Source organism: Pseudomonas sp. 910_23 (assembly GCF_052850795.1).
Genome location: NZ_VXCZ01000013.1, coordinates 20,468 through 42,609, shown reverse-complemented (window position 1 = coordinate 42,609; position 22,142 = coordinate 20,468). Strand labels below are relative to the sequence as shown.

Annotated in this window: 29 protein-coding genes; 5 read left to right on the top strand and 24 right to left on the bottom strand. The window is 57.1% G+C overall.

All coding sequences use genetic code 11. The annotated features are described in order from the left end of the window. Positions 1 to 17 precede the first annotated feature (17 nt). From yghX to FW800_RS16790, 3 genes are read right to left on the bottom strand one after another with little or no spacing between them, the layout of a single operon-like run. Complete coding sequence (gene yghX / locus FW800_RS16800; RefSeq protein WP_446438040.1) at positions 18 to 905, bottom strand: YghX family hydrolase; 888 nt, start codon at positions 903 to 905, stop codon at positions 18 to 20. Positions 906 to 949: 44 nt separating this feature from the next. Beyond that, entirely contained in the window at positions 950 to 1,444 is a 495-nt protein-coding gene (locus FW800_RS16795) for a PaaI family thioesterase (RefSeq protein WP_122732266.1), read from the bottom strand. Positions 1,445 to 1,495: 51 nt separating this feature from the next. Beyond that, positions 1,496 to 2,386: a DMT family transporter gene (locus tag FW800_RS16790; RefSeq protein ID WP_446438039.1), complete on the bottom strand. Its 891-nt coding sequence runs from the start codon at positions 2,384 to 2,386 to the stop codon at positions 1,496 to 1,498. An 87-nt stretch (positions 2,387 to 2,473) separates the two neighbouring features. Here FW800_RS16790 and FW800_RS16785 point away from each other — a divergent pair, with 87 nt between their 5' ends. Then, the gene (locus FW800_RS16785) at positions 2,474 to 3,799 is read left to right on the top strand and encodes an aminotransferase-like domain-containing protein (protein WP_446438038.1); all 1,326 of its coding nucleotides are present in this window, start codon (positions 2,474 to 2,476) and stop codon (positions 3,797 to 3,799) included. Positions 3,800 to 3,806: 7 nt separating this feature from the next. On the opposite strand, the gene FW800_RS16780 is transcribed toward FW800_RS16785, so the two are convergent. Then, a complete protein-coding gene (locus tag FW800_RS16780; RefSeq protein ID WP_446438037.1) occupies positions 3,807 to 4,232 on the bottom strand; it encodes a nuclear transport factor 2 family protein in 426 nt (141 codons plus the stop codon). A 152-nt stretch (positions 4,233 to 4,384) separates the two neighbouring features. On the opposite strand from FW800_RS16780, the gene FW800_RS16775 reads away from it, so the two are divergent. Further along, a complete protein-coding gene (locus FW800_RS16775; RefSeq protein ID WP_032880871.1) occupies positions 4,385 to 4,600 on the top strand; it encodes a DUF6434 domain-containing protein in 216 nt (71 codons plus the stop codon). Between the two features lie 174 nt (positions 4,601 to 4,774). Here FW800_RS16775 and FW800_RS16770 read toward each other — a convergent pair whose 3' ends face one another. The 7 genes from FW800_RS16770 to FW800_RS16740 form a co-directional block, all read right to left on the bottom strand. Then, positions 4,775 to 5,569 (bottom strand): DNA adenine methylase, encoded by a 795-nt coding sequence (locus FW800_RS16770; protein ID WP_446438036.1) that lies wholly within the window; start codon positions 5,567 to 5,569, stop codon positions 4,775 to 4,777. Next, positions 5,539 to 5,730, bottom strand: a complete 192-nt coding sequence (locus tag FW800_RS16765; RefSeq protein WP_087945288.1) for a Com family DNA-binding transcriptional regulator — start codon at positions 5,728 to 5,730, stop codon at positions 5,539 to 5,541. Before FW800_RS16765 ends, FW800_RS16770 begins: the two co-directional genes overlap by 31 nt. Positions 5,731 to 5,868: 138 nt before the next feature. Next, positions 5,869 to 6,306 (bottom strand): tail fiber assembly protein, encoded by a 438-nt coding sequence (locus FW800_RS16760; RefSeq protein WP_446438035.1) that lies wholly within the window; start codon positions 6,304 to 6,306, stop codon positions 5,869 to 5,871. A 12-nt stretch (positions 6,307 to 6,318) separates the two neighbouring features. Then, entirely contained in the window at positions 6,319 to 7,980 is a 1,662-nt protein-coding gene (locus tag FW800_RS16755) for a gp53-like domain-containing protein (protein ID WP_446438034.1), read from the bottom strand. Then, complete coding sequence (locus FW800_RS16750) at positions 7,980 to 8,564, bottom strand: phage tail protein (RefSeq protein WP_446438033.1); 585 nt, start codon at positions 8,562 to 8,564, stop codon at positions 7,980 to 7,982. Before FW800_RS16750 ends, FW800_RS16755 begins: the two co-directional genes overlap by 1 nt. Next, the gene (locus tag FW800_RS16745; RefSeq protein ID WP_446438032.1) at positions 8,557 to 9,678 is read right to left on the bottom strand and encodes a baseplate assembly protein; all 1,122 of its coding nucleotides are present in this window, start codon (positions 9,676 to 9,678) and stop codon (positions 8,557 to 8,559) included. Before FW800_RS16745 ends, FW800_RS16750 begins: the two co-directional genes overlap by 8 nt. Beyond that, positions 9,662 to 10,039 (bottom strand): GPW/gp25 family protein, encoded by a 378-nt coding sequence (locus tag FW800_RS16740; protein WP_446438031.1) that lies wholly within the window; start codon positions 10,037 to 10,039, stop codon positions 9,662 to 9,664. Before FW800_RS16740 ends, FW800_RS16745 begins: the two co-directional genes overlap by 17 nt. A gap of 81 nt (positions 10,040 to 10,120) precedes the next feature. Between FW800_RS16740 and FW800_RS16735 the strand changes: the two genes are divergently transcribed. Further along, positions 10,121 to 10,882, top strand: a complete 762-nt coding sequence (locus tag FW800_RS16735; RefSeq protein ID WP_446438030.1) for an HNH endonuclease — start codon at positions 10,121 to 10,123, stop codon at positions 10,880 to 10,882. Between the two features lies 1 nt (position 10,883). On the opposite strand, the gene FW800_RS16730 is transcribed toward FW800_RS16735, so the two are convergent. The 5 genes from FW800_RS16730 to FW800_RS16710 are packed head-to-tail and all read right to left on the bottom strand — an operon-like array spanning position 10,884 to position 16,192. Next, complete coding sequence (locus tag FW800_RS16730; RefSeq protein ID WP_005789355.1) at positions 10,884 to 11,417, bottom strand: phage baseplate assembly protein V; 534 nt, start codon at positions 11,415 to 11,417, stop codon at positions 10,884 to 10,886. Next, entirely contained in the window at positions 11,417 to 12,526 is a 1,110-nt protein-coding gene (locus FW800_RS16725; protein ID WP_446438029.1) for a phage late control D family protein, read from the bottom strand. Before FW800_RS16725 ends, FW800_RS16730 begins: the two co-directional genes overlap by 1 nt. After that, positions 12,514 to 12,720 (bottom strand): tail protein X, encoded by a 207-nt coding sequence (locus FW800_RS16720; protein ID WP_150073106.1) that lies wholly within the window; start codon positions 12,718 to 12,720, stop codon positions 12,514 to 12,516. The genes FW800_RS16725 and FW800_RS16720 overlap by 13 nt, the downstream gene beginning before the upstream one ends. Next, positions 12,720 to 13,601, bottom strand: a complete 882-nt coding sequence (locus FW800_RS16715; protein ID WP_446438028.1) for a phage tail protein — start codon at positions 13,599 to 13,601, stop codon at positions 12,720 to 12,722. Before FW800_RS16715 ends, FW800_RS16720 begins: the two co-directional genes overlap by 1 nt. Then, positions 13,601 to 16,192, bottom strand: coding sequence for a phage tail tape measure protein (locus FW800_RS16710; RefSeq protein ID WP_446438027.1), 2,592 nt, complete (start codon positions 16,190 to 16,192; stop codon positions 13,601 to 13,603). The genes FW800_RS16715 and FW800_RS16710 overlap by 1 nt, the downstream gene beginning before the upstream one ends. Before the next feature lie 19 nt (positions 16,193 to 16,211). On the opposite strand from FW800_RS16710, the gene FW800_RS16705 reads away from it, so the two are divergent. Continuing rightward, entirely contained in the window at positions 16,212 to 16,472 is a 261-nt protein-coding gene (locus FW800_RS16705; protein ID WP_446438026.1) for a hypothetical protein, read from the top strand. Between the two features lie 59 nt (positions 16,473 to 16,531). On the opposite strand, the gene FW800_RS16700 is transcribed toward FW800_RS16705, so the two are convergent. Continuing rightward, positions 16,532 to 16,846, bottom strand: coding sequence for a phage tail assembly protein (locus FW800_RS16700; RefSeq protein ID WP_446438025.1), 315 nt, complete (start codon positions 16,844 to 16,846; stop codon positions 16,532 to 16,534). 333 nt (positions 16,847 to 17,179) lie between these two features. On the opposite strand from FW800_RS16700, the gene FW800_RS16695 reads away from it, so the two are divergent. Next, entirely contained in the window at positions 17,180 to 17,659 is a 480-nt protein-coding gene (locus tag FW800_RS16695) for a hypothetical protein (RefSeq protein ID WP_446438024.1), read from the top strand. A 1-nt stretch (position 17,660) separates the two neighbouring features. Here the strand turns inward: FW800_RS16695 and FW800_RS16690 are convergent, their stop codons facing one another. Genes FW800_RS16690 through FW800_RS16660 form a run of 7 tightly spaced genes read right to left on the bottom strand, consistent with a single transcriptional unit; the run spans position 17,661 to position 22,136 of the window. Further along, a complete protein-coding gene (locus tag FW800_RS16690; RefSeq protein WP_446438023.1) occupies positions 17,661 to 18,185 on the bottom strand; it encodes a phage major tail tube protein in 525 nt (174 codons plus the stop codon). Then, the gene (locus tag FW800_RS16685; RefSeq protein WP_446438022.1) at positions 18,186 to 19,610 is read right to left on the bottom strand and encodes a phage tail sheath subtilisin-like domain-containing protein; all 1,425 of its coding nucleotides are present in this window, start codon (positions 19,608 to 19,610) and stop codon (positions 18,186 to 18,188) included. Beyond that, complete coding sequence (locus tag FW800_RS16680) at positions 19,600 to 19,854, bottom strand: hypothetical protein (protein ID WP_005789373.1); 255 nt, start codon at positions 19,852 to 19,854, stop codon at positions 19,600 to 19,602. The genes FW800_RS16685 and FW800_RS16680 overlap by 11 nt, the downstream gene beginning before the upstream one ends. Continuing rightward, the gene (locus FW800_RS16675; RefSeq protein ID WP_446438021.1) at positions 19,851 to 20,339 is read right to left on the bottom strand and encodes a Gp37 family protein; all 489 of its coding nucleotides are present in this window, start codon (positions 20,337 to 20,339) and stop codon (positions 19,851 to 19,853) included. Before FW800_RS16675 ends, FW800_RS16680 begins: the two co-directional genes overlap by 4 nt. After that, on the bottom strand, positions 20,339 to 20,770 hold the full coding sequence (locus FW800_RS16670; RefSeq protein WP_446438020.1) for a gp436 family protein: 432 nt from the start codon (positions 20,768 to 20,770) through the stop codon (positions 20,339 to 20,341). The genes FW800_RS16675 and FW800_RS16670 overlap by 1 nt, the downstream gene beginning before the upstream one ends. A gap of 3 nt (positions 20,771 to 20,773) precedes the next feature. Next, positions 20,774 to 21,754, bottom strand: coding sequence for a major capsid protein (locus tag FW800_RS16665; RefSeq protein WP_446438019.1), 981 nt, complete (start codon positions 21,752 to 21,754; stop codon positions 20,774 to 20,776). A gap of 13 nt (positions 21,755 to 21,767) precedes the next feature. Then, positions 21,768 to 22,136, bottom strand: coding sequence for a head decoration protein (locus FW800_RS16660; protein ID WP_446438018.1), 369 nt, complete (start codon positions 22,134 to 22,136; stop codon positions 21,768 to 21,770). Between the last annotated feature and the right edge of the window lie 6 nt (positions 22,137 to 22,142).

Sequence of the window (22,142 nt, the reverse complement as noted above, 5' to 3'; positions counted from 1 at the left end):
GAATGTGGGAGGGGCGGCTAGGCGAGGTATTTGCGGAACCAGCCCAGGGTGCGCTCCCAGGCCAGGTTGGCTGCTGGCTCGTCATACCGCGGCGTTGAGTCATTGTGAAAACCGTGGTTGGCGCCTTGGTAGATGTAAGCCTCATACGTCGTGCCCGCAGCTTTCAACGCCTGCTCATACGCCGGCCAACCCTCATTGATCCGCGTATCCAGTTCCCCGAAATGCAACATGATCGGTGCCTTGATGCGCGGCACGTCTTTGGCCTCGGGTTGGCGCCCGTAGAACGACACCGCAGCGCCCAGTTCCGGGTAGGCCACCGCCGCCGCGTTGGTCACGCCGCCGCCGTAACAGAAGCCGGTGATGCCGACTTTGCCGGTACGGCTGTCGTGGTGCATCAGCCATTCGATGGCGGCGAAGAAGTCGTTCATCAGTTTGGTCGGGTCGACAGTCTGTTGCAGCGCCACGCCTTTTTCATCGTTGCCGGGGTAGCCGCCCACGGACGTCAGGCCATCGGGTGCCAGGGCAATGAAGCCGGCTTTGGCCAGGCGCCGGGCCACGTCTTCGATATAGGGGTTCAGGCCACGGTTTTCATGCACCACCACCACGGCGGGCAGTTTTGCCGCAGCCTTGGACGGGCGCACCAGGTAGCCGCGCACCGTGCCGTTGCCCTTGGGCGAAGGGTAGGTGATGTAGTCGGCGACGATATCCGGATCGGTGAATTTGACCTGTTCGGCCAGGGCGTAGTTGGGGCTCAGGGCTGCCAGCAGCGCCGAGGCGGTGAGGCCGCCCAAGGTGAACAGCGCGGCACGGTCGAGAAACTCGCGGCGGTTGATCTTGCCGTGGGCGTAGCCGTCGTAGAGTTCCAGCAGTTCGGGAGCAAAGTCCTTGGCGGTAAGACGGGGCATTGGTGCAGTCCTCGATCAGCGGTTGCAATCACTGTAGACCAGGATCACACCTCGCGACCATGGGCAGCCGCCGCCAATTGCCCGGTGTCGACGCGTACGAAAACTGAATCGCCGATGGCCGTGAGCACGTCACCGGCGTACACCTCACAGACCACGCGGCTTTTGCGCCCGATGTCGCCTTCGACCCGTGCGCGCAGGGTCAGTGGCACGCCCATCGGTGTGGGCTTGATGAATTTGATCCCCAGGTTGCCGGTGACGCAGTCGATGCGCGGCAGGCTGCCGGGTTCGCGCTGTTCGGCGCGGTAGTGGTAGGCCATGGCGGTCCAGTTGGAATGGCAATCCACCAGCATGGCGATCAGGCCGCCGTAGACCAGGTCTGGCCAGCCGCTATATTTGGCTTCGGGTTGATGCTCGGCGACCACGTGTACGCCATCTTCGGCCCAGCGGCTCTTGATATGCAGGCCATGGGGGTTGCTGCTGCCGCAGCCGTAGCAGATGCCTTCTGGCGCGGTGATGTCTTGGAGAGAAGCGGTGGTCATGCAAAGTCCTTGTTATTGTTCAGGCGACTTCCCTGTTTAGCAGGCCACGCGTCAGCGGGCAAACTTCTTCGCCCCGGCCACGCAGCCGATCACCGCGACCGTCACCAGCATCATGCCCAGGCTGACCTGCTCATGCAGCAGGCCCGCGGCCAGCGCCAGGCCGAAGAAAGGTTGCAGCAGCTGCAACTGGCCGACTGCGGCAATGCCGCCCTGGGCCAGGCCGCGGTACCAGAACACAAAGCCGATCAACATGCTGAACAGCGCCACGTACCCCAGGCTCAGCCACGCCGGCAGGCTAATGCCGCTGAGGGTCGAAGGCGCCAGCAGCAGGCTCAACGGTGCCACCAGCGGCAGCGACACCACCAGCGCCCAACAAATCACCTGCCAGCCACCCAGGCTGCGCGACAGCTTGGCGCCTTCGGCATAACCCAGGCCGCAGACCAGCACCGCCAACAGCATCAACAAGTCGCCTGCAGGGGCGGCGCTCAAGCCTTGGGCAAAGGCGTAACCCATCACCAACAGGCTGCCCAGGATGGAAAACAACCAGAACACTGGCCTGGGGCGCTCGCCGCCACGCAGCACGCCAAATACCGCCGTGGCCAGGGGCAGCAGGCCGATGAAGACGATGGAGTGGGCCGAGGTCACGTATTGCAGGGCCAAGGCGGTGAGCAGTGGGAAGCCGATCACCACGCCCAGAGCGACGATCACCAAGGGCGCCCATTGCTGACGGGTGGGGCGTTTTTGCTTGAATAGCCACAACAGGCAGCCCCCCAGCAGGGCGGCGAGGGTGGCGCGGATCATGGTCAGGAACACCGGGTCGAACTCCATGACCGCCAGGCGCGTGGCCGGCAGCGATCCGCTGAAAATCACCACGCCGATAAAACCGTTGATCCAACCCTGAGTGCTGACATCCAGGGTGCCGAAGCGGGCGATGCGTTCCATGACGGTATGTCCGAAAGTGGGGTTGCGTGCGGCTCATCCTAGGGTCGAAGATTAGGACAATCAAAAAATTGTCATGGATACATCTCTATGCCCCGTGCGCGCTACAAATCGCTGGTCGATACCTTCGCCGAGGCCATTCGCAGTGGACGAATGCCTGCCGGCACGCGCTTGCCTACTCATCGCCAGTTGGCCGCTGAGCATGGCTTGGCACTGGTCACGGCGAGCCGGGTGTACAGCGAGTTGGAAGCCATGGGCCTGGTCAGTGGCGAGACCGGTCGCGGTACCTTCGTGCGCGAAATCACCTTGCCGCCGGGGCAGGGCAGCGGGCAGATGACGGTGGCGCCGGGCCTGCTCGACTTGAATTTCAACTACCCGTCCTTGCCTGGGCAGGCCGAGCTGTTGCGCACGGCGTTGCGCCAGTTGGCGTTGTCGGGCGATCTGGAGGCACTGCTGCGTTACCAGCCCCATGCAGGGCGCGTGCATGAGCGCGCCGCCATGGCCCGGCACTTGTTGAATCGAGGGCTCACGGTGGCCGCCGAGCAGGTACTGGTGGTCAGCGGCGCCCAGCACGGCTTGGCGGTGACCCTGATGACGTTGCTCAAGCCTGGGGATGTGATCGCGGTGGATGCGCTGACTTATCCGGGCTTCAAGGCGCTGGCCGAAACCCTGCACCTGGAAATCGTCGCCATCCCGGTGACTACGGCCGGCCCGGACCTGGACCATCTGCATAGCCTGTGTCGCCAGCGCCCGGTACGTGCGGTATACAGCATGCCAACCCTGCATAACCCGCTGGGCTGGGTACTGAGCCTGGAGCAGCGCGAGCGTTTGGTGGCGATTGCCCGGCAGTACAACCTGATGATCGTCGAGGATGGCGCCTATGCGTTTCTCGCCGAAGATGCACCTGCGCCGTTGGCGGCACTGGCCCCGGAGCGCACGGTGTATGTGGGTGGGCTGTCCAAGAATGTCGCCGCCGGTTTGCGCATAGGGTTTATCGCGGCGCCTTCAGCTTGGGTGAGCAGGTTGGAACGTACGATCATGGCCACCACTTGGAGCGTGCCAGGCGTGATGAGTGCGATTGCAGTGGCCTGGCTCGAAGACGGTACGGTGGCGCAACTGGAGGCGCAAAAACGCGCGGATGCCCAAGCCCGCCAGGCACTGGCAGCCCAAGTGCTGACGGGCGTGCGGTATGTCAGCCATCCGTCATCGTATTTTCTGTGGCTGCCTTTGGCAGAAGAGGCTCGCGCCGATCAAGTCGCCATGACCTTGCAGCGCGAAGGCATTTGCGTGTCCACCGCCGAACCGTTCGCAGTCTCTGCCCAGGTGCCCCACGCACTGCGCGTGGCCTTGGGGTCGGTGCCGGTGGCGCAGTTGCGTAGGGCCCTGGAGACGATACGCAAAGTGGTGGCGTGGTGAGCTGTGCTCAGTATTTGTAAGCCTGGCGCCCGATCAGCAACCACTTGCCGTGTTGCTTCTGCCAGACCTGGAAGTTGTCGATATCGGTTGGCGTGTCCACACCACTGTTCACCGCCAAGGCATGGAAGTGGTTGCGCACCAGGGCGGTATCGCCATTAAGGGTGATGGCCTGGTTCTGCATTTCCAGAGTCTTGAAGGCGCTGGTGTGGGTTTGCAGGTCGGCGATAAATTGCGCCTTGTTCTGCACTTTGCCGCTGGAGTGGCCGTAGGTGAGCGTGTCGGATGTCAGCGCGTGCAGTTGCTTGACGTCCAGGTGCAACATGGCTTGGGTCAGTTGGTCGACTGCCTGGGCCACTTCCTTTTCAGCAGGGGCGGCGGCGACGTAGCCGGAAAACAGGCACAGGAAGCCGATCAGCACTTTGAGGTTGGGCATGGGTGTTCCTTGTTTTTGTTGGGTGGATACGACGAGGTATGTCGTCGTACAACCATGCAATAATTTCGGCAGGGAAGGAAAGTGAAATTTTGAAATGGGCTGAGATGATGCGAGGTTAGAGTGGTAACCAGCACCCCATAGCCGAGGTAAAAATGGCTTTTGACTGGCACAGCGACCCTCTCACCCGTGGGACACCGGTGACCCCGGGCTATAAAAACACTCAGAACGTGCGCCGTTTCATGCGTGAACAGTGCGGGCCGACGTTCAAGTTCAACCGCCCCTTTATGGCGTGGATTCTCAATGGCGTCCCCAAGACTATGGGTGATGTGGTGGACGAGTGGCAGCGTCGCGAGGTGACGCTGCCCTAAGCCACGGTGCTTGATTGCAAATACAGCAAAATGTGGGAGGGGGCTTGCTCCCGATGGCGGCCTCAGGGCCGACCAGGATGTTGGATCAGACTGAGTGATGCCGAGCGCGAAAAACTCGCGCTCTAATCTGAGATAAATGGCTTCAGATTCTTTTGCAGCTGTTGCAACAGAATATCAAAACAGACCGGCAGGTTCGGCCTGAATGTCCCAACTGAAGATCAACACCTCCTTTGCATCACTCCCTTTACCACCGCCGACGGTGTATTTGATGTCAGTGGTTTCTATGTGAAATCCAGCGAATATCCTACGGATGTCCGGGTGGTCATTCAGGCTAACGATAGCCTTGCCCTTAATTTTGCTTAAGAGTGTGGCCATCGCTTCGTACTGCTCTAGCCCAAACGGAACTCCGTAGCCTTCAGTCTCCCAGTACGGCGGGTCACAGTAAAACAGTGTGTGTTCACGGTCGTACTTCGTCATTACCTCTTGCCACCCCAAGTGCTCTATATAGGTGCTGCTCAGCCGGAGGTGCGCTGCTGATAGCGTCTCTTCCAAGCGCAGTAGGTTTAGTCCTGGGGGTGTGGTGGTAGCGGTTCCATACGTTTGCCCATCAACGCGTCCGCCGAAGGCGGATTGCTGCAGGTAGTAAAACCTGGCGGCCCGCTGGATGTCGGTGAGCGTCTCTGGCCTTGTCATCTGCAACCATTTGAACACTTGGCGACTCGACAAAGCCCATTTGAACTGCCTGACGAACTCTTCCAAATGATTCTGTACCACCCGATACAAGTTGATCAAATCGCCATTGACGTCATTCAATACCTCCACCTCTGCCGGTACCGGTCTTAAAAAGAACAGGGCGGCGCCTCCGGCAAAAGGCTCCACGTAACAGCTGTGAGCCGGGAACAGCGTGAAGATACGGTCGGCGAGACGGCGTTTGCCGCCTATCCAGGGGATGATCGGTTGCGCGGACATATTGCCTCCTGAAGGCTTGGGGCGCTCGTTGGCGATGTCAGGAGGCTCTCGGCCTTCAAATGATTAAGCGTCCGGCAGCGCGGGCACTTGATCTGTAATTCAGTGAAACCACATACAGCGGCTAGCTTTCGGCCACAGTGGCCGCAACGTATTTCTTGCATCATCTGCAAACCTTTTGCGCTTCTGGTAGGCTCCCAATCGCTCACGTGAGCGGGAGGGCCTTGGCTGGCTTGCAGGATAGGTCTGCTGGTTGGCGGTCAGCTTGGATGCGCTTACATCTGAGCTGACAGCCCTCTTTTCTACTGCTGAATGGGATTAAGGTCGACGAGCCATAAAGGGCTTTTCGGCCTTTTTTGTATGTCTGGGAAATCAGCCGTATCAGGCCATAGCCTCAACTCCTGTCGATATGCGAGCAGTTGCGAAAACTGTTGATCTTCCAAAGTTGTCATGCCACCGATATCCCGCTCATCACGGTGACGTGCGACTAACCAATCAGTCTGATCCATTGCCGCGTCACGCCACTTACGTTCAAGAACCGATACTTCCTCATGACTGGGCTTGACCTCTACCAGGCAGGGCAGTCCATCGGTGTCGACGGAAAGCTGTAGCCCTTGACTCGGCCCTTCAATGAGACGAAGAAATAGCTCGCTGGATATCTCAACGGCATCATTCGGTAGCGAAGTTGTAAGCTCTGAATCGTAGAGGCCCATGGTTGACTTGCTGAATAGTTTGCTCATTGCCTGCCCCTTCTATACGCCGAATGAAAACCATGTATAGCCGCTATCACCACCTGGACTTATGGTGTTGTAGTCCTGCCTGAACGCAGTAAAGTTCTGATTAGTTTTGGATATGACCTGATAGCCCGAATCTCCATTGTTGGAGCCTGCGCTGTTGTTCACGGAGGTAATCACACCAAAGCAGGCACTGTTATATGCTTGAGGAAAGGTGACTGAATGCGCTGTTTGCGACTGCGCAGCCACGGTCCCCCATTGAATGATCAACCGTCCAAGTGAGAATGGAAAAGCAAGGAAGCCATTCGTACCCAAGCTCATAACGATCCCTGCGTTATCTAGCTTCGTTCCTGGGTTGAAATTAGCACTGGTCCATAGCTCAGAGGGTTGCGTCCATTGACCATCATTTCCGGCAGCTCTGACAAAAACCTTGGCCTGGGCGCCCCCTACCTGGATGCCCAACTGTGCGGGGAACCCCTTAGCCCATGAGGGGAGATTCAGAACACTCAGGAAGCTACCGAACGATGACCACTGATTCTCAATCGAGTAGAACCCCCCCGGCAGATCTTTATAGTCAATAGCGCCTGCCGGGATCAGCGTAGCGCCCAATCCGTATTGACCTTTCGCAATAGCGTCGGTAATGCCGTACCCGTCCAGCGACGTCGCTTTAGGAGCTTTTTTTGCTAACTCATTGGTGACAGTTGCCGCAAAGTTCGGGTCGTTACCCAGAGCAGTGGCCAACTCTTTGAGAGTATCGAGCGCACCTGGTGCAGAGTCGAGCAAGCCAGCGATCGCTTTTGAAATTGAAGCGACAACGAATTCTGTGTTCGCAGCCAACGCAGATCTGTCTTCAATGGCTGGAGTTGGTACTTTCACTTGTCCAGTAAATGTGGGGCTATTCAGAGGCGCTCGTTGCGCCAGTGATGCATTGACCTGAGCAATAGTGTATGCGTCTTTGATTCCGTACCCAGCGATGGTGTCAGACTTGTTGGCTTTGAGCGCAGGATCAAAGTTTGCACTGGTCCACAGTTCTGCCGAGGGTGTCCATTGACCATCATTTGTGACCGACCTCAAAAAGGCACGTACATTTGCCCCTCCCTGTTGGATTCCTAGCTGCGCCTGATAGCCCTCCGCCCACGATGGCAGGTTCAGCACGCTTAAATACTGTCCCAATGATGACCATTGCGATTGTGTTGCGTAAAAACCACCGGGGAGATCCTTACGATCTATGGCTGATTGAGGAACGGTGTATGCGCCTAATCCATGCTGGCCTACCGCGATAGCGTTGGTGATTCCGTAGCCTTCTAAGGTTCGAGGGTTTTCACCTGCGGTAGCTACACCTTTCGCGTTCAATGTGATTTTTGTGTAGCTACCCGCCGAGACGCCTGAGTCAGCTAGGGTTAACGCTATTTCCGTATCCGCGCTTCCATCGAAGTTACCGCTGCCACTGGCCGCTCCCTTAAACCTCAACACGCGAGCTGTCACTAGCTGGGTAGCCATACCGACGGCAGTTTTCCCGTTGACGATTTTTGCGATAGCTGCTTTCAGCCACGCAGTTCGATTACCTAGCTGCTCAGCTTGTTTGTTAGCAATGCCACCAGGGCCACCGAGCACCCTATCGGACGTTTCAATTTGGTAAGTCCCGGCTGCGTAATCTTCTGTTTCAGGCAAGGTGGCCATCAAATACTGCTCCCATGGTTATACAGCCCGTCATAGCGAGCGGTGCCGTTGTATCGGATTGCCACGGCTTGATACTCAAGTGAGGCAAGGCGGCACCGCTTAGGCGCGATGGTGGACAACATGCGGCGGATCAGCGCCGCCTGGTCGTTGGTAAGGGGCTCGGCGAAGGTCACGCGATACGCCGCCCAGGCGCGGGGAGCGCCGTATACGTAAAGCCCGTTGAAGTTGATGCTGCCGTCATAGGTGCGACCGCCGAGGCCCTCCTGCAGTTGGACTTCGCCGAAGCCCAACAGACGAATAATTTCCCGGATCGCCCAGGGCGTGCCCTTGTACCTGTGCAGTTCTACTGCGTTTTTGAGTAGGTTCCTGCGGGCGTCTTCGGACTCGGCCAACAACCAAGCGGCCTCATCGAGCAGGCTGAACTGATCGGCCAGCACGGGCAGCAGAGGCGCTTTCACCAGGTCGAGGAGATAGACCAGCATCGGCGTCAAATCAATGCCGGCATGCCGTTCTTCAAGCAACTTGCACAGGCGTGCAAAGCGTTCGTCACCCGCCAGCGCTGGCGGCAGGGTCAACTCAGCCATCAGCCACCCCCGCATAGAGGATGTCGATGTCAGAGCAATCAGCCCAGCTGTGTCGCTCTAGTGCTAGGGGTACAGCCGGTAGCTCCAGGACTGAGCGGTACACGCCCGAGACCTGCAGTCGGGCGTTGAGCTGCTCGGGCACGATATCGAGGCCGAGCTTGGCGCGCAGTTCCTGGGCATAGTTCTCGGCGGCCTTGCGTACTGCAGCCAGGGTGGGCTCTCTTTCGGCCCAGGCGTACAGGGTGATGTGCGACTTGATACGCCAGTCGATATGCTCCGGCATCTGCGCTCGCACTGTGTCACACAGAGGGCGTAGTTTCTGGCCGGTCAGGTAACGCTCGATCTGCTCCAGGAGGTTCGCCGTAGGCATACCTGTTTCAGTGAGCGGATGAATAGCCACCTCGCCATCTGGCAATCCGTCCTCGGGACCGCGCACGGCCACGTCAATGATGGACTGGTGGACCGATAGCGCGTGATACCGGTAGGCGCCCTCACTGCCTGCTGTGGTGTAAGCCTCGGGGGCAAGAATGATCCGTTCTATATAATGAGGATCGACCTCGTCTTCTGCGCCGTCGACAGGTACGGTGATATTACTGGCCGACAACCCAGCAAACCCCTCACCGACCAATGTATTGATTTGACCGATAGCCCAACCGTTGCCGATAACACCGGGGGTCTCGCAGACAGCCCGCACCTGCACAGTAAGCGCTCCCGCCTTCAAGACCGCCTCCTGACGGGTAAGAAACGCCACGGCGCCATTTTGAGTGGTTACGCGTGTATTGGCGGGAATCAAACGGTCCTGCGGTTGCCCACCGACGATATCGAACTGGACGGTGCAAACCGCACCAACGGATAACAAGCGTGGCGTACCAACTAGGTCGCCCAGGTAGTCAAGGATCGGCCCGCTGCTGTATCGCACCAGGAGCTTCTCACCAGCGTTCTGGATCGCAGCCTTGATTCGTGTTTCTGAATAAGCTACCTGGTTGAGGAATAAACGCTCGATCTGCGCGGGGTACAACGACTTGCCGGACTCTTTCTCGTAGCTGGCAATAATCTCGGCCTCCGTGGCCGCAGGATCGATCTTGACGAATTCAGGCTTAGGCAGCTCGCGCATACGGCACCTCGGTCAGTTGAGGGACGCCATCGGCTACACGCCATTGCACGCGCACAATGACGTGTTCGTCGTCGATACTGACTTGCACCTGGACAACGGAAACGCGGGTTTCCCAGCGACGAATGGCGTCAACCGATTCGCGCACCAAGTGCGGGGTGACCCGGTTGGTGGGCCAGTCGATATACAGATGTAGGTCGCTGCCGAAGTCGGGCCTGTGGGCATCGCTGCCCTTGGGCGTGGTCAGGATAATTCGAATAGCCTGGTCAATGTCCCTTAGGCCCTCAACCACCCCTCCGGGTGTACCGAGGGCGGGCTGCCAGTGGGCGGCGGTGATGCTGGTATAAGCAAGGGGAGTCGTCATGTGCCAATGATGGAGAAACCATCTACGCTTGGCTTTTAACCTAGTTTAAAGAAGACCGTGCTTAGGCAATTAGGAGCTGAAATGAATAGAAAACCAAAAGTAGCGGTACTCAGGCAGTTAAGAAAGGAGGTTGGTTTCGGCTGCCCTGTAAAGGGCTGCGGTAGCCCTTACCTTGAGTGGCATCATTTTGACCCGCCTTGGCACGTAGAGAATCACCACAACCCGGAGGGAATGATAGCTCTGTGTGTTCAGCACCACGCACAAGCAGACGCAGGTGCTTTTACCATTGAACAGCTTAGGCAAATGAAGCAAGCGAAGGATGAAGCTGAACAAGTCAAAGGACGTTTTAACTGGATGAGAAATGAGTTGTTAATGGTCATAGGTGGAAGCTTCCTCCTGGAAACCTACGTGGCTGTAAGCCATAAGCATGGTCCCGTAATTTGGCTTAGTCGTGATGATGATGGATATCTTCTTCTAAATGTCGCAGAGGCGACCATTAATGGTGAACCAAGGTTCTCGATGGAAGAAAACTTCTGGACCGTTCATGGCAACCAAGAGGATGTTGAATGTCCACCATCCGGCAAAGCTGTCTCAGTTAAGTATCCCAATGGCGACGCGGTCTCCGTGAAATTCTTGGAGCTTAAGAGCGAGGAGGCACTACTTAAGCAATATCCAGAGGCGCCTGATGCTTTGTTTGAGATCTCGACCCCCATCACAGCTGTGGAGGTGACCTATCGACTGAAGAGCACTGGGGTCGATATTGGACCAAAGGAGTTGACGGTATACGGGAACACAATCCGTGGTGAGTTTATTAAAGGTGCAAAAATCGCTGTCCTACTTTAGATCAATGACTATGGTTACTTGAGTTTCCGGCAGCATCGATGATTTTTCCCGTCGCATTGATATTTCCATTCACCTGCAGGTTTCCATTGAGGGTCACCTGCGGGACGTCCAATACTGCAGAGGGAGCCTTAACTGTTACTGGCTCATTGGCCTCAACCATGATGTTTCTGCCGCACTTCACAAGCAATGCTCCAACACAGTCCAGCGTCATGACCCCGGACACGCGGTTGTAAGTCGAGACCGTTCCATCGCTAAAGCGCACATAGTCAGTATCCTCGTCTATGACAGGCGGCGGTTCGGCAGTCGAGTAAATCCCGCCCAGGTACACGCCGCCCACGCCATCGGCATCGAGCAGAACCGCCACTTGTTCGCCCAGTTCGGGCATGAGCGGACGGCGCTTTGTGCCCTGCGTATTACGCTGAGGCACGTTGAGCCAGTAACTTTCTACGCCGTCACGGTCATCCAGTCGCACGCGGATGCGACAACCAGGGTAATCCACAGCGCTGACCTCACCGTATTCCAGTTCAACGCCCATTACGCCACCACTTCGTGCGACATGCCCGAGGTCGACAATGCCAGGTCGGGCTGGGTGTTGGCCGACATTAAGCTGATCGACGGCGCCGAGACGCGGCAGACCTCTTGATCCACGGTGTAGCCGGAACGGCTCACACGGTGGTGCGAGGCTGTGATCAAGTACTTGCCGCCAAGTTTCCCCGCCGCGACCAGGTTGACCACGTTGCCGCTCACCAGGTTAGGGCGTCCCATGCAGGTCCAACTGCCCGTTGTGCGCTCGCGGTTCGTCCTGGCAAGGTCGCCCTTGGCTTTGGCTTTTGCTACTTCTACCGAAACACTTCGGTTTCGTTGTTTTTTGGTGTCAGCGCTGGTGGTGGTCTTACTGGAACTGCTGGGTACCGCAACTGTTTCGCCGTTGACGACGGTGTAAGAAATCAGCTGTTTTTTGACAGGGTCTTTATGTTTCACCTCAATTGCCTTTGGCACCATGGTTATCTGGTCACGCAACCGGACGCTGGTGAGTTCCTGCAGGACCAGGCTGCCTACGGGCGCGCCTTTGATCAGCTCACTGATCGCATGAAACACCATGCGCTTTCCGGTTACTTTGAAGGCGTAGTCGTATTCACCCGCGAGGTTGCGCAGAAACGTCAAATCCGAATCTTGCTGAGTCAACCGGTCGAGTGTGATCGGTTCGATGCGCCCGATCAGTTCCAACCCCTGGCGCGTTGCAATCTGCTTCGCTACCGCGTCCAGGGTCGTGTTCTCGTAGGCTTTATGTTCAGTAGTCCGCAAGGCAGTCTGAATACCCGCGCCCAGGGCACGAATGTTGATGGTTGAGGGCGGACAGTTCAGCTCCACCTCATCAATTTCAAAGCTACCTACGGGCCTCATTGGCTTACCCTCCCAGCCAATAGACAGCTGCAAGGTGTCGCCATGCCCTGGGTACCAGGCGTCCCGCCACTTGCCCTCGGTATCCTCCAGTTCGATGTCCAGGCTGTCTGCCTGCCCGGTCAAAAAGTCGGTGTAGCTTAATGACAACAGGTACTTGCTGATATCGCGGGTGATATTGCGTTGTTGATAGGTCAGCACAAAGCGCGCCTCGGGTACCTGTTCGGGAATCAGCGCATCCATGGGGGAAGATCCTCGGTTGACGCCACCGGTTCTAACATTGGAATAGCGAGCATCAGGCCGGCCGGAAGAGCCGCAGTGATGGGCACGTGGGCGTTGGCTTCCACGATAGGCCAATAGCGGTGAGCGTCACCGTAGTAACGCCAGGCAAGCTGATCCCAGCGCTCTCCCTCAGTTGTTATGTGGGTGATAAACATCAGGCTCTCCGGGTCAGGACTTGTGCCGCCAGGCCCGCCAGGCGAGTGCCCGCACCGTTCAAGGTGGACGCCGCCTGGTTGAGGGAGTCGTGTGAGCTGTTGAACCGGTCGACGATGTTGCCAAGGTCAACCGGATCAAGGCTCGACCGAGACCCCATTACGTTGCCCAGCACGTTGTCACTCAGGCGCGACAGATCGGAGCCGTCATCGAGCAGCTCAGCTGCCAGCTTAAAACCTTGGAGCGGCTCGATAGCCCGCGCAGTGATATTCAGCAACTGCGGTACCTGGCCCAGAATCATCGACGGACTGCCGCTTTTGACGGAGTCGTAGAGGTTTTTCCCCGCCCGCAATACATTGCCAACGGTTTTAGCGTGACCAATAGCCAACTGGGTGGGGCTGGCGGGTGGCGTGAGTTTTGATATCAGCCCAGGCGACCCCATGCCCGCTGCAGCTGTTCCGCTCAAGGCGGGATCGAGCAGCCCCGGCCGTAGAACCTTACGATTAAACGACCCGGTGTATTCCTTCAGGCTCACCTGCACTGTGGCAGCCGTAACCTGACCGACAGCGGTGGCTCGACGGATCGTGTTGCCGATATCGGTAATGACATAGGCACCCAGGTATTCGCCACTGCCCATGACGAACGCGAGCGGCTCGTGCTTGCTCTTGGCTTGGCGCAGAGCCCGCAAGCGCTCATCGGGATCACCCAGCATCGGGTGAAGCTCTACCGTCAGGTTGCAAGTGTCCAAGCCTTCGCCAATCCACTCCAGCAGTGGCTTACCCTGGATACGAGAATGCTCAGCCCAGTCGGCAGAGCCACTTTGCTCCAGCCCACTGATACCACCTGCAACGGTGAATTCGATATCGCCCAAGATCGCAAACATCAGGCAAATCCTTCATCGGGTGAGCCATAACTGCGGCGGCGCTTGTCGTGGCTGTAGCGCTCCATGAACTTCACAAAGTCCGCGTAACCGGCCTGTGATCCTTGCACCACCTGGTCACGGATGTTCGCGCCACCGGATACCGTGATCTGTGGCGAGTAATGGTAAGTGGGCTGTCCTGTTGCACCAGGTGCACCGCCTTGTCCTGGGCCTGTGAAGCCGCCCATCATGCTTGCCCTGGACACGTCAGCCGGGTTGGGCGGCAGCATGTCGACCTTCGACTGACCCGCCATGCCCAGGTCTGCTCGGCGCACCAGATCGGATTGCGCCGTGATGCCAATTGCCGCGCCTTCGCTGATGTTTGCGCCGTACCCCATGAAAACCCGGCTCGGTGACTGGATGCCCAAGGTCTCCGTAAACCAGCCCTTAACAGAGGAGCCAATGCCCACCACGCTGTCTTTCAGCGAGCTGGCCATGTTGCTGATGCCGCTAATCAGCCCCGTCACCAACATCCCGCCGAACTCACTGAATTTACCCGGCAGCTCCACTCCGAAATAGCTCATCACTCCAGCAAAGGCGCGGTAGAAAAGCCCTAGCGGTGAAAAGTTAAGGATCAATCCGGTGATACCAGACAGCCCGCCATTGAAGCCCGCCTTGACCTCTGTCCATAAGCCGCTGAAGAAGCCCTTGATGGGTTCCCAGTAGCGGTAGATCAGATACGCGCCCAGGGCGATGCCTGTGATCAACAAACCAATGGGGTTCATCAGTAAGGCTCTGCCCAGCCAGAGGACTGCCTGTCCGGCAAGCTTGAGCCCGAACAGCAAAGTGCCGCCGAGGATTTTGCCCAGGAACAACCCACCTCGGGCCGCCATCAGCAACGGCGCGCCCAATGCCATAGTGACCCCGCGCAAGAACAACCCGCTGTACCTGGCCACAGTGAGCAAACCCCTGCCAACACGGGACAGGCCGCTGACCAGAGGGGCAAACTTGCCCATCTGCCACATACCACGCAACAACGTCCATTTGGCCGATACGGTAGTGATGGTGGTGGACATTGCCACGAATGGCGACATAACCAGGTTGGCGCCGTAGGCCAGGCCGATGAAGGCAAGTTTGCCCGCGAGCAGGCCGCCGACGAGACCGACAACGCCTTTGATGATGGTGGGGTTTTCACTGGCCCATGTCGAGAACGAAGCCATCAATGGCACCAGGGCTTTGGTCACATCTACCAAGGCTGGCAACAACGCATTACCTACTGAAATGCCTATGTCTGAAAGATTGATCCTTAAACTCTTCAACTGCTCCTTAGAGCTGCCCATTCGTTTTTTCCAATCCTCGTCCAGCACCCCTTTATCTGCAGCATCTTTACTACCAGTCTGAATATCGCCTAAGTCTTTTTGGTTTGCGAGTGCGGGACGAACAAACGACAATACTTGCTGATCAACAAACAGCTCTCCCAATTTGTAGGCTTCATCCAATCGAGCAAGCGCAATCTGCTTTTCTTGGTCATCATTTAAATCCAGCGCTTTGCCATATTGAGCAGCAGCTGCGGGCGCCTTCTTTCCGAGATGTACAGTCAATATCTTGATCATTGCTTCAGCAGGTGAAAAACCTTCGTTGACCAAGTTTTTCATGCTGCTTTTAAGGTCAATTCCCGCCTTCTCAAAAGCCTTTATCGAGTCGGGTGCAGTAATCTTAGAAAGAAAGTTTTTAAAATTGTTGGCGGCCTCATCATTGGTACCCGCTCCTCGACGAGCTATTTGCAGGGAGGCGCCGATTTCAGCAACTGCCCGTTCGCCTGTAACCCCCAATGCAGCAAACTGTGGGGTTAACTGTGGTAACCATTTGGCCATGTCGGCTAGTTCGAACTGACCACTTTTACCGGCAAACGCCAGCATGTTCATTGAGCGTTCCAGGCCAGCAGCCCCGATACCCAGGTTGTCGTTCAGGGCGATAGCAACAGAACCAAGATCGTCCATGCTGGCTCTTGTGGCGGTAGCAGCCTTTGCCATTACAGGAGCATATGCCGCAAGTTCCTTTGCGCTTGAAATCCCCCCTGCAATCAAGACACCAGTTCCCTTGGCCACTTCGGTTTGAGTCTGGTTCCACCTCAGGGCAGCACCACGCATAACGTCACTTAGGCGTTTTTCTTCTGCTTCGTCGAAGCCGCCCGTAATGGCAATGTCACGGGTTTGGTCCTGGAATTCGATGGCCGTGCGCACCGACTGCACCACTGGCGCGCCCAGGGCCACACCAGTACCGATGGTTTCCACCGCTTGCCCACGCAGATCCCCACGCTTGTTTTTCAGCGTTTCACCACGGGCAATGCTGATATTGAGGCGTTCTTGCTTGGTCTTGAGCTGTTCAATGGTACGACCGACCTGGTCGTACTGACGGCGCAGGCGTTCAACGCCGGTACCGCCTCGGGCAATAGAAGCCGCCAGCTCCGTCCCCATCAGCTTCTGCTTGGTAGTCAAGCCATCGGTAGCGCGGCCCAACTGCTGCACGGTCGACTTCGCCGAGCCAAACGCGGCATGCAGGCTACCGGATACCACGGCGCCGATCTTTAATCCGACCAGGACTTCATTAGCCATAATTTGCTACGCTGCAAGCATGTTTGAAAAAGCCGCTCTGCTCACCGCCAACACCCTATATGCACTGGTCATCGGCGTCGGTGTGATCTGGCTTGCCTGGCTATGCCTGGCAAACCTGCCATTGTGGGCTGCGGTGCTGACGTTCTGCCTGGGCCTGCCGTTGCTGGCGCTGGTAGCCGCCCCTATCGCAGCAGGCGGCGCATTGCTAGCGGGAGTGGTAGTTGGCTTGGTGACTTTGATCAGCGGTTCATCTGCTCGGAAAATTCGATCCGGCGGTTAATCTCTCGCTGACATACATCAACCCAAAACCAGTACCGTTCCATCTCCAGCTCGTCGATTTCAGACGGCTGCATCCTCAGTACCAGTAGCAGCGCTTCGTCCCAGGAATGCAGCAAGGTCTCGTCCATGGGACATTTCCCGCAACACCTCAGTGGCTGACTTAGAGTCAGCAATATCAAATTCCAGCAGGTCTTCCAGGGTGATGCCGAGCATCTTGGCGCATAGCATGTCTTCCATGGCGCCTTCGTCCTTGGCTACTGCCTGGGCTGCGCTGATGTCTTTGCGCTTGAGACGTTTGATAGGCAGGGATTTGAGCTGGTCACCTGTGCCTGACTTGAAGGGGAACTTGAGGGTGAAACTGACTTGGTCGGCCACGTTTGATACTCCAGGTTGATCGAGTGATCGGTTGCTCTATGAGAGCCTGGAGTATCGCGTCTGGTCGGAGCGCTGGCTTTTAATCGAGTTTAAAGAGAAAATTTTTGATGAGCAGACTGGGAGGTCAAAATGGAAGAAGAAATCACGCTTGAGCATAACGGCATTGAATGCACGGCAACCTTCATAGTGGAGGGAGACACGCTGACCGTTTTTCTCCCCAATGGGGATCAACGAACCACAGAGCTACGAGGGCTGGAACCGATAGCGGCAGCGCGGCCGCATATACGGTCTTACATCACTAGTCTTTCTAAAAAGAAGTAGCCGAGGCCGAAAATGTCAGAGTCGAATATAGAGCGGTTTGACGAAATAACCGGGAAGATTTTTGCTCATCTTTATCAGCACTTTCCAGTTCCAACCCACCTTGAACCTGAGATTGCAGGCGTCATGATGCGAAAAAGGGTATCCGATCCGGTAACTGAGGAAGGGTACGGTGGTGTCCAGGACTTGACTGAGACTGAACGTGAAACCGTGGATTTCTTCGTACATGCCACAAAATGGTTAGCCAAGGCCGGTTATATAGACATTCTTATATCAGGGTCTACTGGGTTCATCGACGTAACCCTTACCGCGAAAGGACTGGAGGTTCTCAAGGCTACACCCAAAATCCTTGAGAACTCCGAAACGCTAGGGCAGCAGCTCATTGCAGCCACTAAAGGCGGCTTTGCTGATCAGATTAGAGAGCTAACAACCAGTGTACTGAAACGAGGTGTTGCACTCGCTGTCACAACGGCAAGTGAGCTAGCCGGAAGCTAACTCAAGCTTGTCCAATATTTTTACGGTATTTGGACAACTGATCTACACCGCCAACCTTGAAGATATTGGACAGATAGTCGAGCAGCATGATCTCTTCGCCATTAAGTATCTGCCGTACGTACGTGGCAGAAAATGGCGATTCGAACTTGCTTGGATCACGCGGTTTGTAGTTGCCCAGGGCGTATTCCTTGAAGGTCACCGTCATCATGGTGACCAGAGGGATCTCGTCGACCAAGCCCGAGCTGTTGACCACCTGAACGCTTGAACGGCATTGCAACTGCACGCTCTTCATCGGAGTAGCTAGCTTCTTAGCTGCGTCATAATAGAGGCTGTTCCAAACGATCTTGCCTTCCAGTTTGTCGATGCCATCTGGCAGTTCTATAAGACCTACCAAGCCCAGCCCTTGGAAATCCGACATCACTGTTTTCACAGAGCCAAGATCAATCTCCTCGCAGCGACCAAAGAAACTATTGCCGTCCAGGTAGACCGACGCGTTGGCGATCCGATGTGCGCTAAAACCGGCCATTTATGCGGCTCCCAGGTTGACCAGGTATTCCCCGGTGATTTCGGTTTCAAAGGTGCCACGTTCAAATGGCAGAGGCACCGTCAGTTTGTAGCTGAACAGCAAATGGCCCGCCTCGATCTCGGTCTGCGGATTGCGCGCGGGGTCATACCAGCACTCACCACCGAGCAGCGCCTGGTCGCCAATCAACTTGCGCAGGAACTGGTTCACGCTTTCCGTGATGCTGTCGATCAGCGAGTTGGTGATTGGCATATCAACGAACTGCAGCGAGCTGTAACGGATCGATTCGTCCACCACGTCCTTGGTCCGGCGTACGTTCTCGAAATTGCGCATGTGGGTCACGGTCGGCCAGGCGGCTGTCCGGTTGCCCCACAGACGCAAGCCCGTGCCGAACGAATTGAACACGGTGGTGATACCGTTTTCGTTGAGCAGGTTGACCTCGCTGTTAGGATCATCGACCCGCGCCGTCAATGGCCGCTCCAGGCCGATGACGCCCACTAGTTCCTGGTTGGAGCTGGACCACCAGTAGCCACTGTCGTTATCGACCTTAGCCCGCAGGCCCGCCGCACGGACCGACAGCGGCTGCAGGCGCTCCCCGTTGGTGCGTGCGTCGTAGATCTTCACATGTGGGTAGCACAGACGTACCCGGTCACTGCTGGTGTTGAAGTTGATGGTGCCGAGTGGGCCCCGGCCAGCAATCACCTGCTGCACTGTTGCGCCGATGGGGGCGTCGATGTAAGCAACGCCGCTCAACTGGGTCGCCGACGCAATCAGTTCGACACTCACGCTGTTCAAGGTGCTAAAGCCTGGCGCAATGAAGACCTTGGGAAAGAACCCAAACAGGTTGTAGCTATCCGGGAACGCCTTCAGACCCGTGCGGCGACCAGCCTGTGTAACAGAACCGATGATATCGGCGGGAGTGACCTTGCTCGGGTCCGTATGGGTGTAGTCCGCCTTTACCTTGGCGGCGGCAGGAATAGACCCCGAAGGCTTGCGTGTGACGCGGCCAGTCAGCAGGTTCACTGAATAGTCGGTGTCCGCTACATAAGTGTTGGTACCGTCCTCCGACTTCAACGCAAGGACTTGCAAAGCACCGTGCTGCAGCTGCAGCAGATCGTTGTCGCCGAACTGGCGAGCCTGCCCGACGATATTGCTGCGGTGGACTGCCGGGTCCAGCACGTTGACCACCAGCACGGTACCTGCGCCGAAGGCATGAATGCCAGCCAGTGCCTCAGCGATGCTGAAACCTTCCAGATCTGGGCCGAACTTGGCGTCGTCCACTTCGGTTTGCGACAGTGTCAGCTCGTTGACCGGTCCAATAGGCGCGGTACCGACCAACGCAATGACCGCTGACTTGACCACACGGATAGCCCGAGGGCCGCGTTCGACTTCGATGGTCTCGATGCCATGCAAATAGTTAGCTGCCATTTTGTTTGGCTCCTTTCTTCTCGACGACTGCTACAGGCTCAGCCGGTGGAGTGGGAACTACGGACGTCTCGGGCAAAAGCACCAGGTGCTTCAATGCCAGCAGCACCACGGTGTATTCGTGATCAGCCGGAAGCTCGACGTCACCTCCAGGCAGAAGTTGCACATCGAGCAGCTCGCGCTCTTCACCCACACGTAGCGAGGCGCAACTCTGCGGGCCGGTGTAGAGGTATCGGGTCAGTTTCATGGGTGTTCCTCAAAGCGGATCTCTTTCAATAGCGGGCCGTCTTCGGGCCCCATGAGTTGTAGCTGTGTGGCGCGTGTAGAGATGGTCACCCCGTACTGCCAAAGCCCCTGCACCTCGCCGATGTAATATTCGGCAGATGGCCTGCAGGCCATATCGCAATGCGGCGGTCTCCAGCCCGTCAGGCACTCCCGAATCCGATCCAGAAAGCTGATCGCGCCGTTTGAACCGTGAAGCTGGCGAAACACCAAGGTCAGTTGAAAGCTCATGCTGCGGGCCTGGAATACCGCCTCAGTAGCCTCTGATGCACCAAACGTTGACTTGCCGTAAGCCACCAGAATGGCGCCCACCGCATGGTTGAGTCGGTATATCGAAGGCTTTTCAGGAAACAGCTCAACGGCCAGCTCCCGGCCAAATTCCTCTTTTAACCGAGCTATAAAGGCGTCCAGCAACTGCTCGGTTTGTGTCTTGGGCCTGGGTTGGCTCATCAGTAGCGCTCCCATTGATCAGCCGAAAATTGCGAGCGGCGTGCACGAACCTTGATTTCACCAGGCTCTGGTGCCGCCTGGCCGGTTGGCATGCCCAGGGTGACCACACCATCGCGGATGCTTTCCAGCAACTTGATGGTGTCCTTGCGGCTGTCCTTGACCGGGTCCGGCATCGAGCCCTCCGGACGGCGCTGATAGAGCCAGTGCCGCGCCAGGTACACCACTGCATCGCGCAACACGGTGGGCACCGGGTCCAGCGGCAGGTTGTAACGCCCGCGCAGGTAACCATCCACCAACTCCTCAGCCTGACGCACGCTGTCACCAATGACGTTTTCGTTCGGCTGCTCTGCAGCCGGGTCATCATTAGAAAGCTGGATCAACGTTATTTCGGGGATGGCGTTGCCGATATCGGCGCGGGTGCTGTAGCGCATGGGTCAACCTATCTTCAGTTCGACCAGGGCTTCGGGGAACAAGCACATGGCTAATGGATTGCCCTGGACTTCCAAGTCCCAGCCCTTGCCCAGCTTGCGTGGCTCTGCCTTGCTGTAGAACGGTTGGCCCAGGGTATTGACGGTCTCGTTGTAGTTAGCCGGTGCGTTGAACATACGGAACACGCCCTTGGCGACTGGGAAGACCTGGGCAACATCCAGAGGGATAAAGCGCTGACCACTGACGGTTACGTCGTATTCGATAAACTCAATACCGCCGAAGGTAAAGCCAGAACGCACGTCGCCACCGAGACGATCCTGTGCCTCTTGATAATTAGCGAAGGCTTTCTTCACGCTTTCATGATCGATGAAGGCATCAAACCAATCCGGCCCGCACAGAGAGCGAAACCCCGCGACCATCACGCCGCCGAGCTTGGACTCGGAATAACGTTTGGCGTCCAGGCAGGCCTTGCGCACGTTGGTCTCCTTGTTACCCAAGGCGACGTTGATTTTCTTTTGCTGCACTTCGAACTCTTTATAGAGATCGAACATGATGGAGCCATCAGAGTCGAGCAGCTTGCCGCGCAGGGCACCAACACGTTGGAATTCGCGAGTGGCTTCGATGCTGTTTTTCAACTCTTGCAGGTTGTCGTTGATCACAGTGGCCACCGGCGCCGCCGTGCTTTCCTGACCAAATGCCGCAATGCCTTGGATCTGGCTCGGTAACAGGGGCCGAGAGAGAGGCAAATGCAAGGTCTCAAAGCTGCGACGTTTGCGCTTACCCCCTTTGATGGGGGCGGGGTCGTCATTGCGCGATGTGTTGGGCACTAGGACCAGACGCCCCTCGCGCTCGTCGATAACCACGCTGGTGCTGGTGACACCTTTTTCGTCAAACAGCCCCATCGCGCCGACCTTGCCTGGAATCGCCGGGAGCTTGTTTACGGCTGCCGTCAGGTTGGCAATGCTGAACATGTCTTGCAAATTCATGGAGTACTCCTAATCAGAGGGCCGCACGGGCAACAATGCCAAGGGCATTGAGTTCGTCCAGGGCGGTCGCTTTTTGGGCTTCGGTGATGCCCGCGGGCCACACCAGTTCGTTCAGGTCGACAACGGCGCCGCGAGCGAGCAACACACCGGGGCGGTCGCCTTCAGTGGCGTCCACGGCTTCCCCCAATACAGCGATGGATTTTTTAGCCGCACCGGTTCCAGCCAAATCAAGCACCTGGTACTTGCCAGATACCTTCGCTACCACTTGGCCCAGCAGATATTTAGTACCCGCCAACAGGGTGCCTTTCTCTTTGGTCCAGCCTGGCGCGACCTCCACCAGCAACAGGTCACCCAAAGTCTTGGGCTGAGTAAAACTGGCCATACGGCC

Coding starts and splice junctions, on each gene's coding strand:
- FW800_RS16710 (WP_446438027.1), bottom strand. CDS start 16,192: ATGGCTAATGAAGTCCTGGTCGGATTAAAGATCGGCGCCGTGGTATCC.
- FW800_RS16715 (WP_446438028.1), bottom strand. CDS start 13,601: ATGTTTGCGATCTTGGGCGATATCGAATTCACCGTTGCAGGTGGTATC.
- FW800_RS16760 (WP_446438035.1), bottom strand. CDS start 6,306: ATGAGCAAACTATTCAGCAAGTCAACCATGGGCCTCTACGATTCAGAG.
- FW800_RS16775 (WP_032880871.1), top strand. CDS start 4,385: ATGGCTTTTGACTGGCACAGCGACCCTCTCACCCGTGGGACACCGGTG.
- FW800_RS16755 (WP_446438034.1), bottom strand. CDS start 7,980: ATGGCCACCTTGCCTGAAACAGAAGATTACGCAGCCGGGACTTACCAA.
- FW800_RS16750 (WP_446438033.1), bottom strand. CDS start 8,564: ATGGCTGAGTTGACCCTGCCGCCAGCGCTGGCGGGTGACGAACGCTTT.
- FW800_RS16680 (WP_005789373.1), bottom strand. CDS start 19,854: ATGAAACTGACCCGATACCTCTACACCGGCCCGCAGAGTTGCGCCTCG.
- FW800_RS16745 (WP_446438032.1), bottom strand. CDS start 9,678: ATGCGCGAGCTGCCTAAGCCTGAATTCGTCAAGATCGATCCTGCGGCC.
- FW800_RS16785 (WP_446438038.1), top strand. CDS start 2,474: ATGCCCCGTGCGCGCTACAAATCGCTGGTCGATACCTTCGCCGAGGCC.
- FW800_RS16670 (WP_446438020.1), bottom strand. CDS start 20,770: ATGCGCTACAGCACCCGCGCCGATATCGGCAACGCCATCCCCGAAATA.
- FW800_RS16740 (WP_446438031.1), bottom strand. CDS start 10,039: ATGACGACTCCCCTTGCTTATACCAGCATCACCGCCGCCCACTGGCAG.
- FW800_RS16665 (WP_446438019.1), bottom strand. CDS start 21,754: ATGAATTTGCAAGACATGTTCAGCATTGCCAACCTGACGGCAGCCGTA.
- FW800_RS16790 (WP_446438039.1), bottom strand. CDS start 2,386: ATGGAACGCATCGCCCGCTTCGGCACCCTGGATGTCAGCACTCAGGGT.
- FW800_RS16725 (WP_446438029.1), bottom strand. CDS start 12,526: ATGGATGCGCTGATTCCCGAACAGGTACCCGAGGCGCGCTTTGTGCTG.
- FW800_RS16795 (WP_122732266.1), bottom strand. CDS start 1,444: ATGACCACCGCTTCTCTCCAAGACATCACCGCGCCAGAAGGCATCTGC.
- FW800_RS16695 (WP_446438024.1), top strand. CDS start 17,180: ATGTCAGAGTCGAATATAGAGCGGTTTGACGAAATAACCGGGAAGATT.
- FW800_RS16675 (WP_446438021.1), bottom strand. CDS start 20,339: ATGAGCCAACCCAGGCCCAAGACACAAACCGAGCAGTTGCTGGACGCC.
- yghX (WP_446438040.1), bottom strand. CDS start 905: ATGCCCCGTCTTACCGCCAAGGACTTTGCTCCCGAACTGCTGGAACTC.
- FW800_RS16770 (WP_446438036.1), bottom strand. CDS start 5,569: ATGTCCGCGCAACCGATCATCCCCTGGATAGGCGGCAAACGCCGTCTC.
- FW800_RS16765 (WP_087945288.1), bottom strand. CDS start 5,730: ATGCAAGAAATACGTTGCGGCCACTGTGGCCGAAAGCTAGCCGCTGTA.
- FW800_RS16660 (WP_446438018.1), bottom strand. CDS start 22,136: ATGGCCAGTTTTACTCAGCCCAAGACTTTGGGTGACCTGTTGCTGGTG.
- FW800_RS16705 (WP_446438026.1), top strand. CDS start 16,212: ATGTTTGAAAAAGCCGCTCTGCTCACCGCCAACACCCTATATGCACTG.
- FW800_RS16780 (WP_446438037.1), bottom strand. CDS start 4,232: ATGCCCAACCTCAAAGTGCTGATCGGCTTCCTGTGCCTGTTTTCCGGC.
- FW800_RS16730 (WP_005789355.1), bottom strand. CDS start 11,417: ATGGGCGTTGAACTGGAATACGGTGAGGTCAGCGCTGTGGATTACCCT.
- FW800_RS16720 (WP_150073106.1), bottom strand. CDS start 12,720: ATGTTTATCACCCACATAACAACTGAGGGAGAGCGCTGGGATCAGCTT.
- FW800_RS16690 (WP_446438023.1), bottom strand. CDS start 18,185: ATGGCCGGTTTTAGCGCACATCGGATCGCCAACGCGTCGGTCTACCTG.
- FW800_RS16735 (WP_446438030.1), top strand. CDS start 10,121: ATGAATAGAAAACCAAAAGTAGCGGTACTCAGGCAGTTAAGAAAGGAG.
- FW800_RS16685 (WP_446438022.1), bottom strand. CDS start 19,610: ATGGCAGCTAACTATTTGCATGGCATCGAGACCATCGAAGTCGAACGC.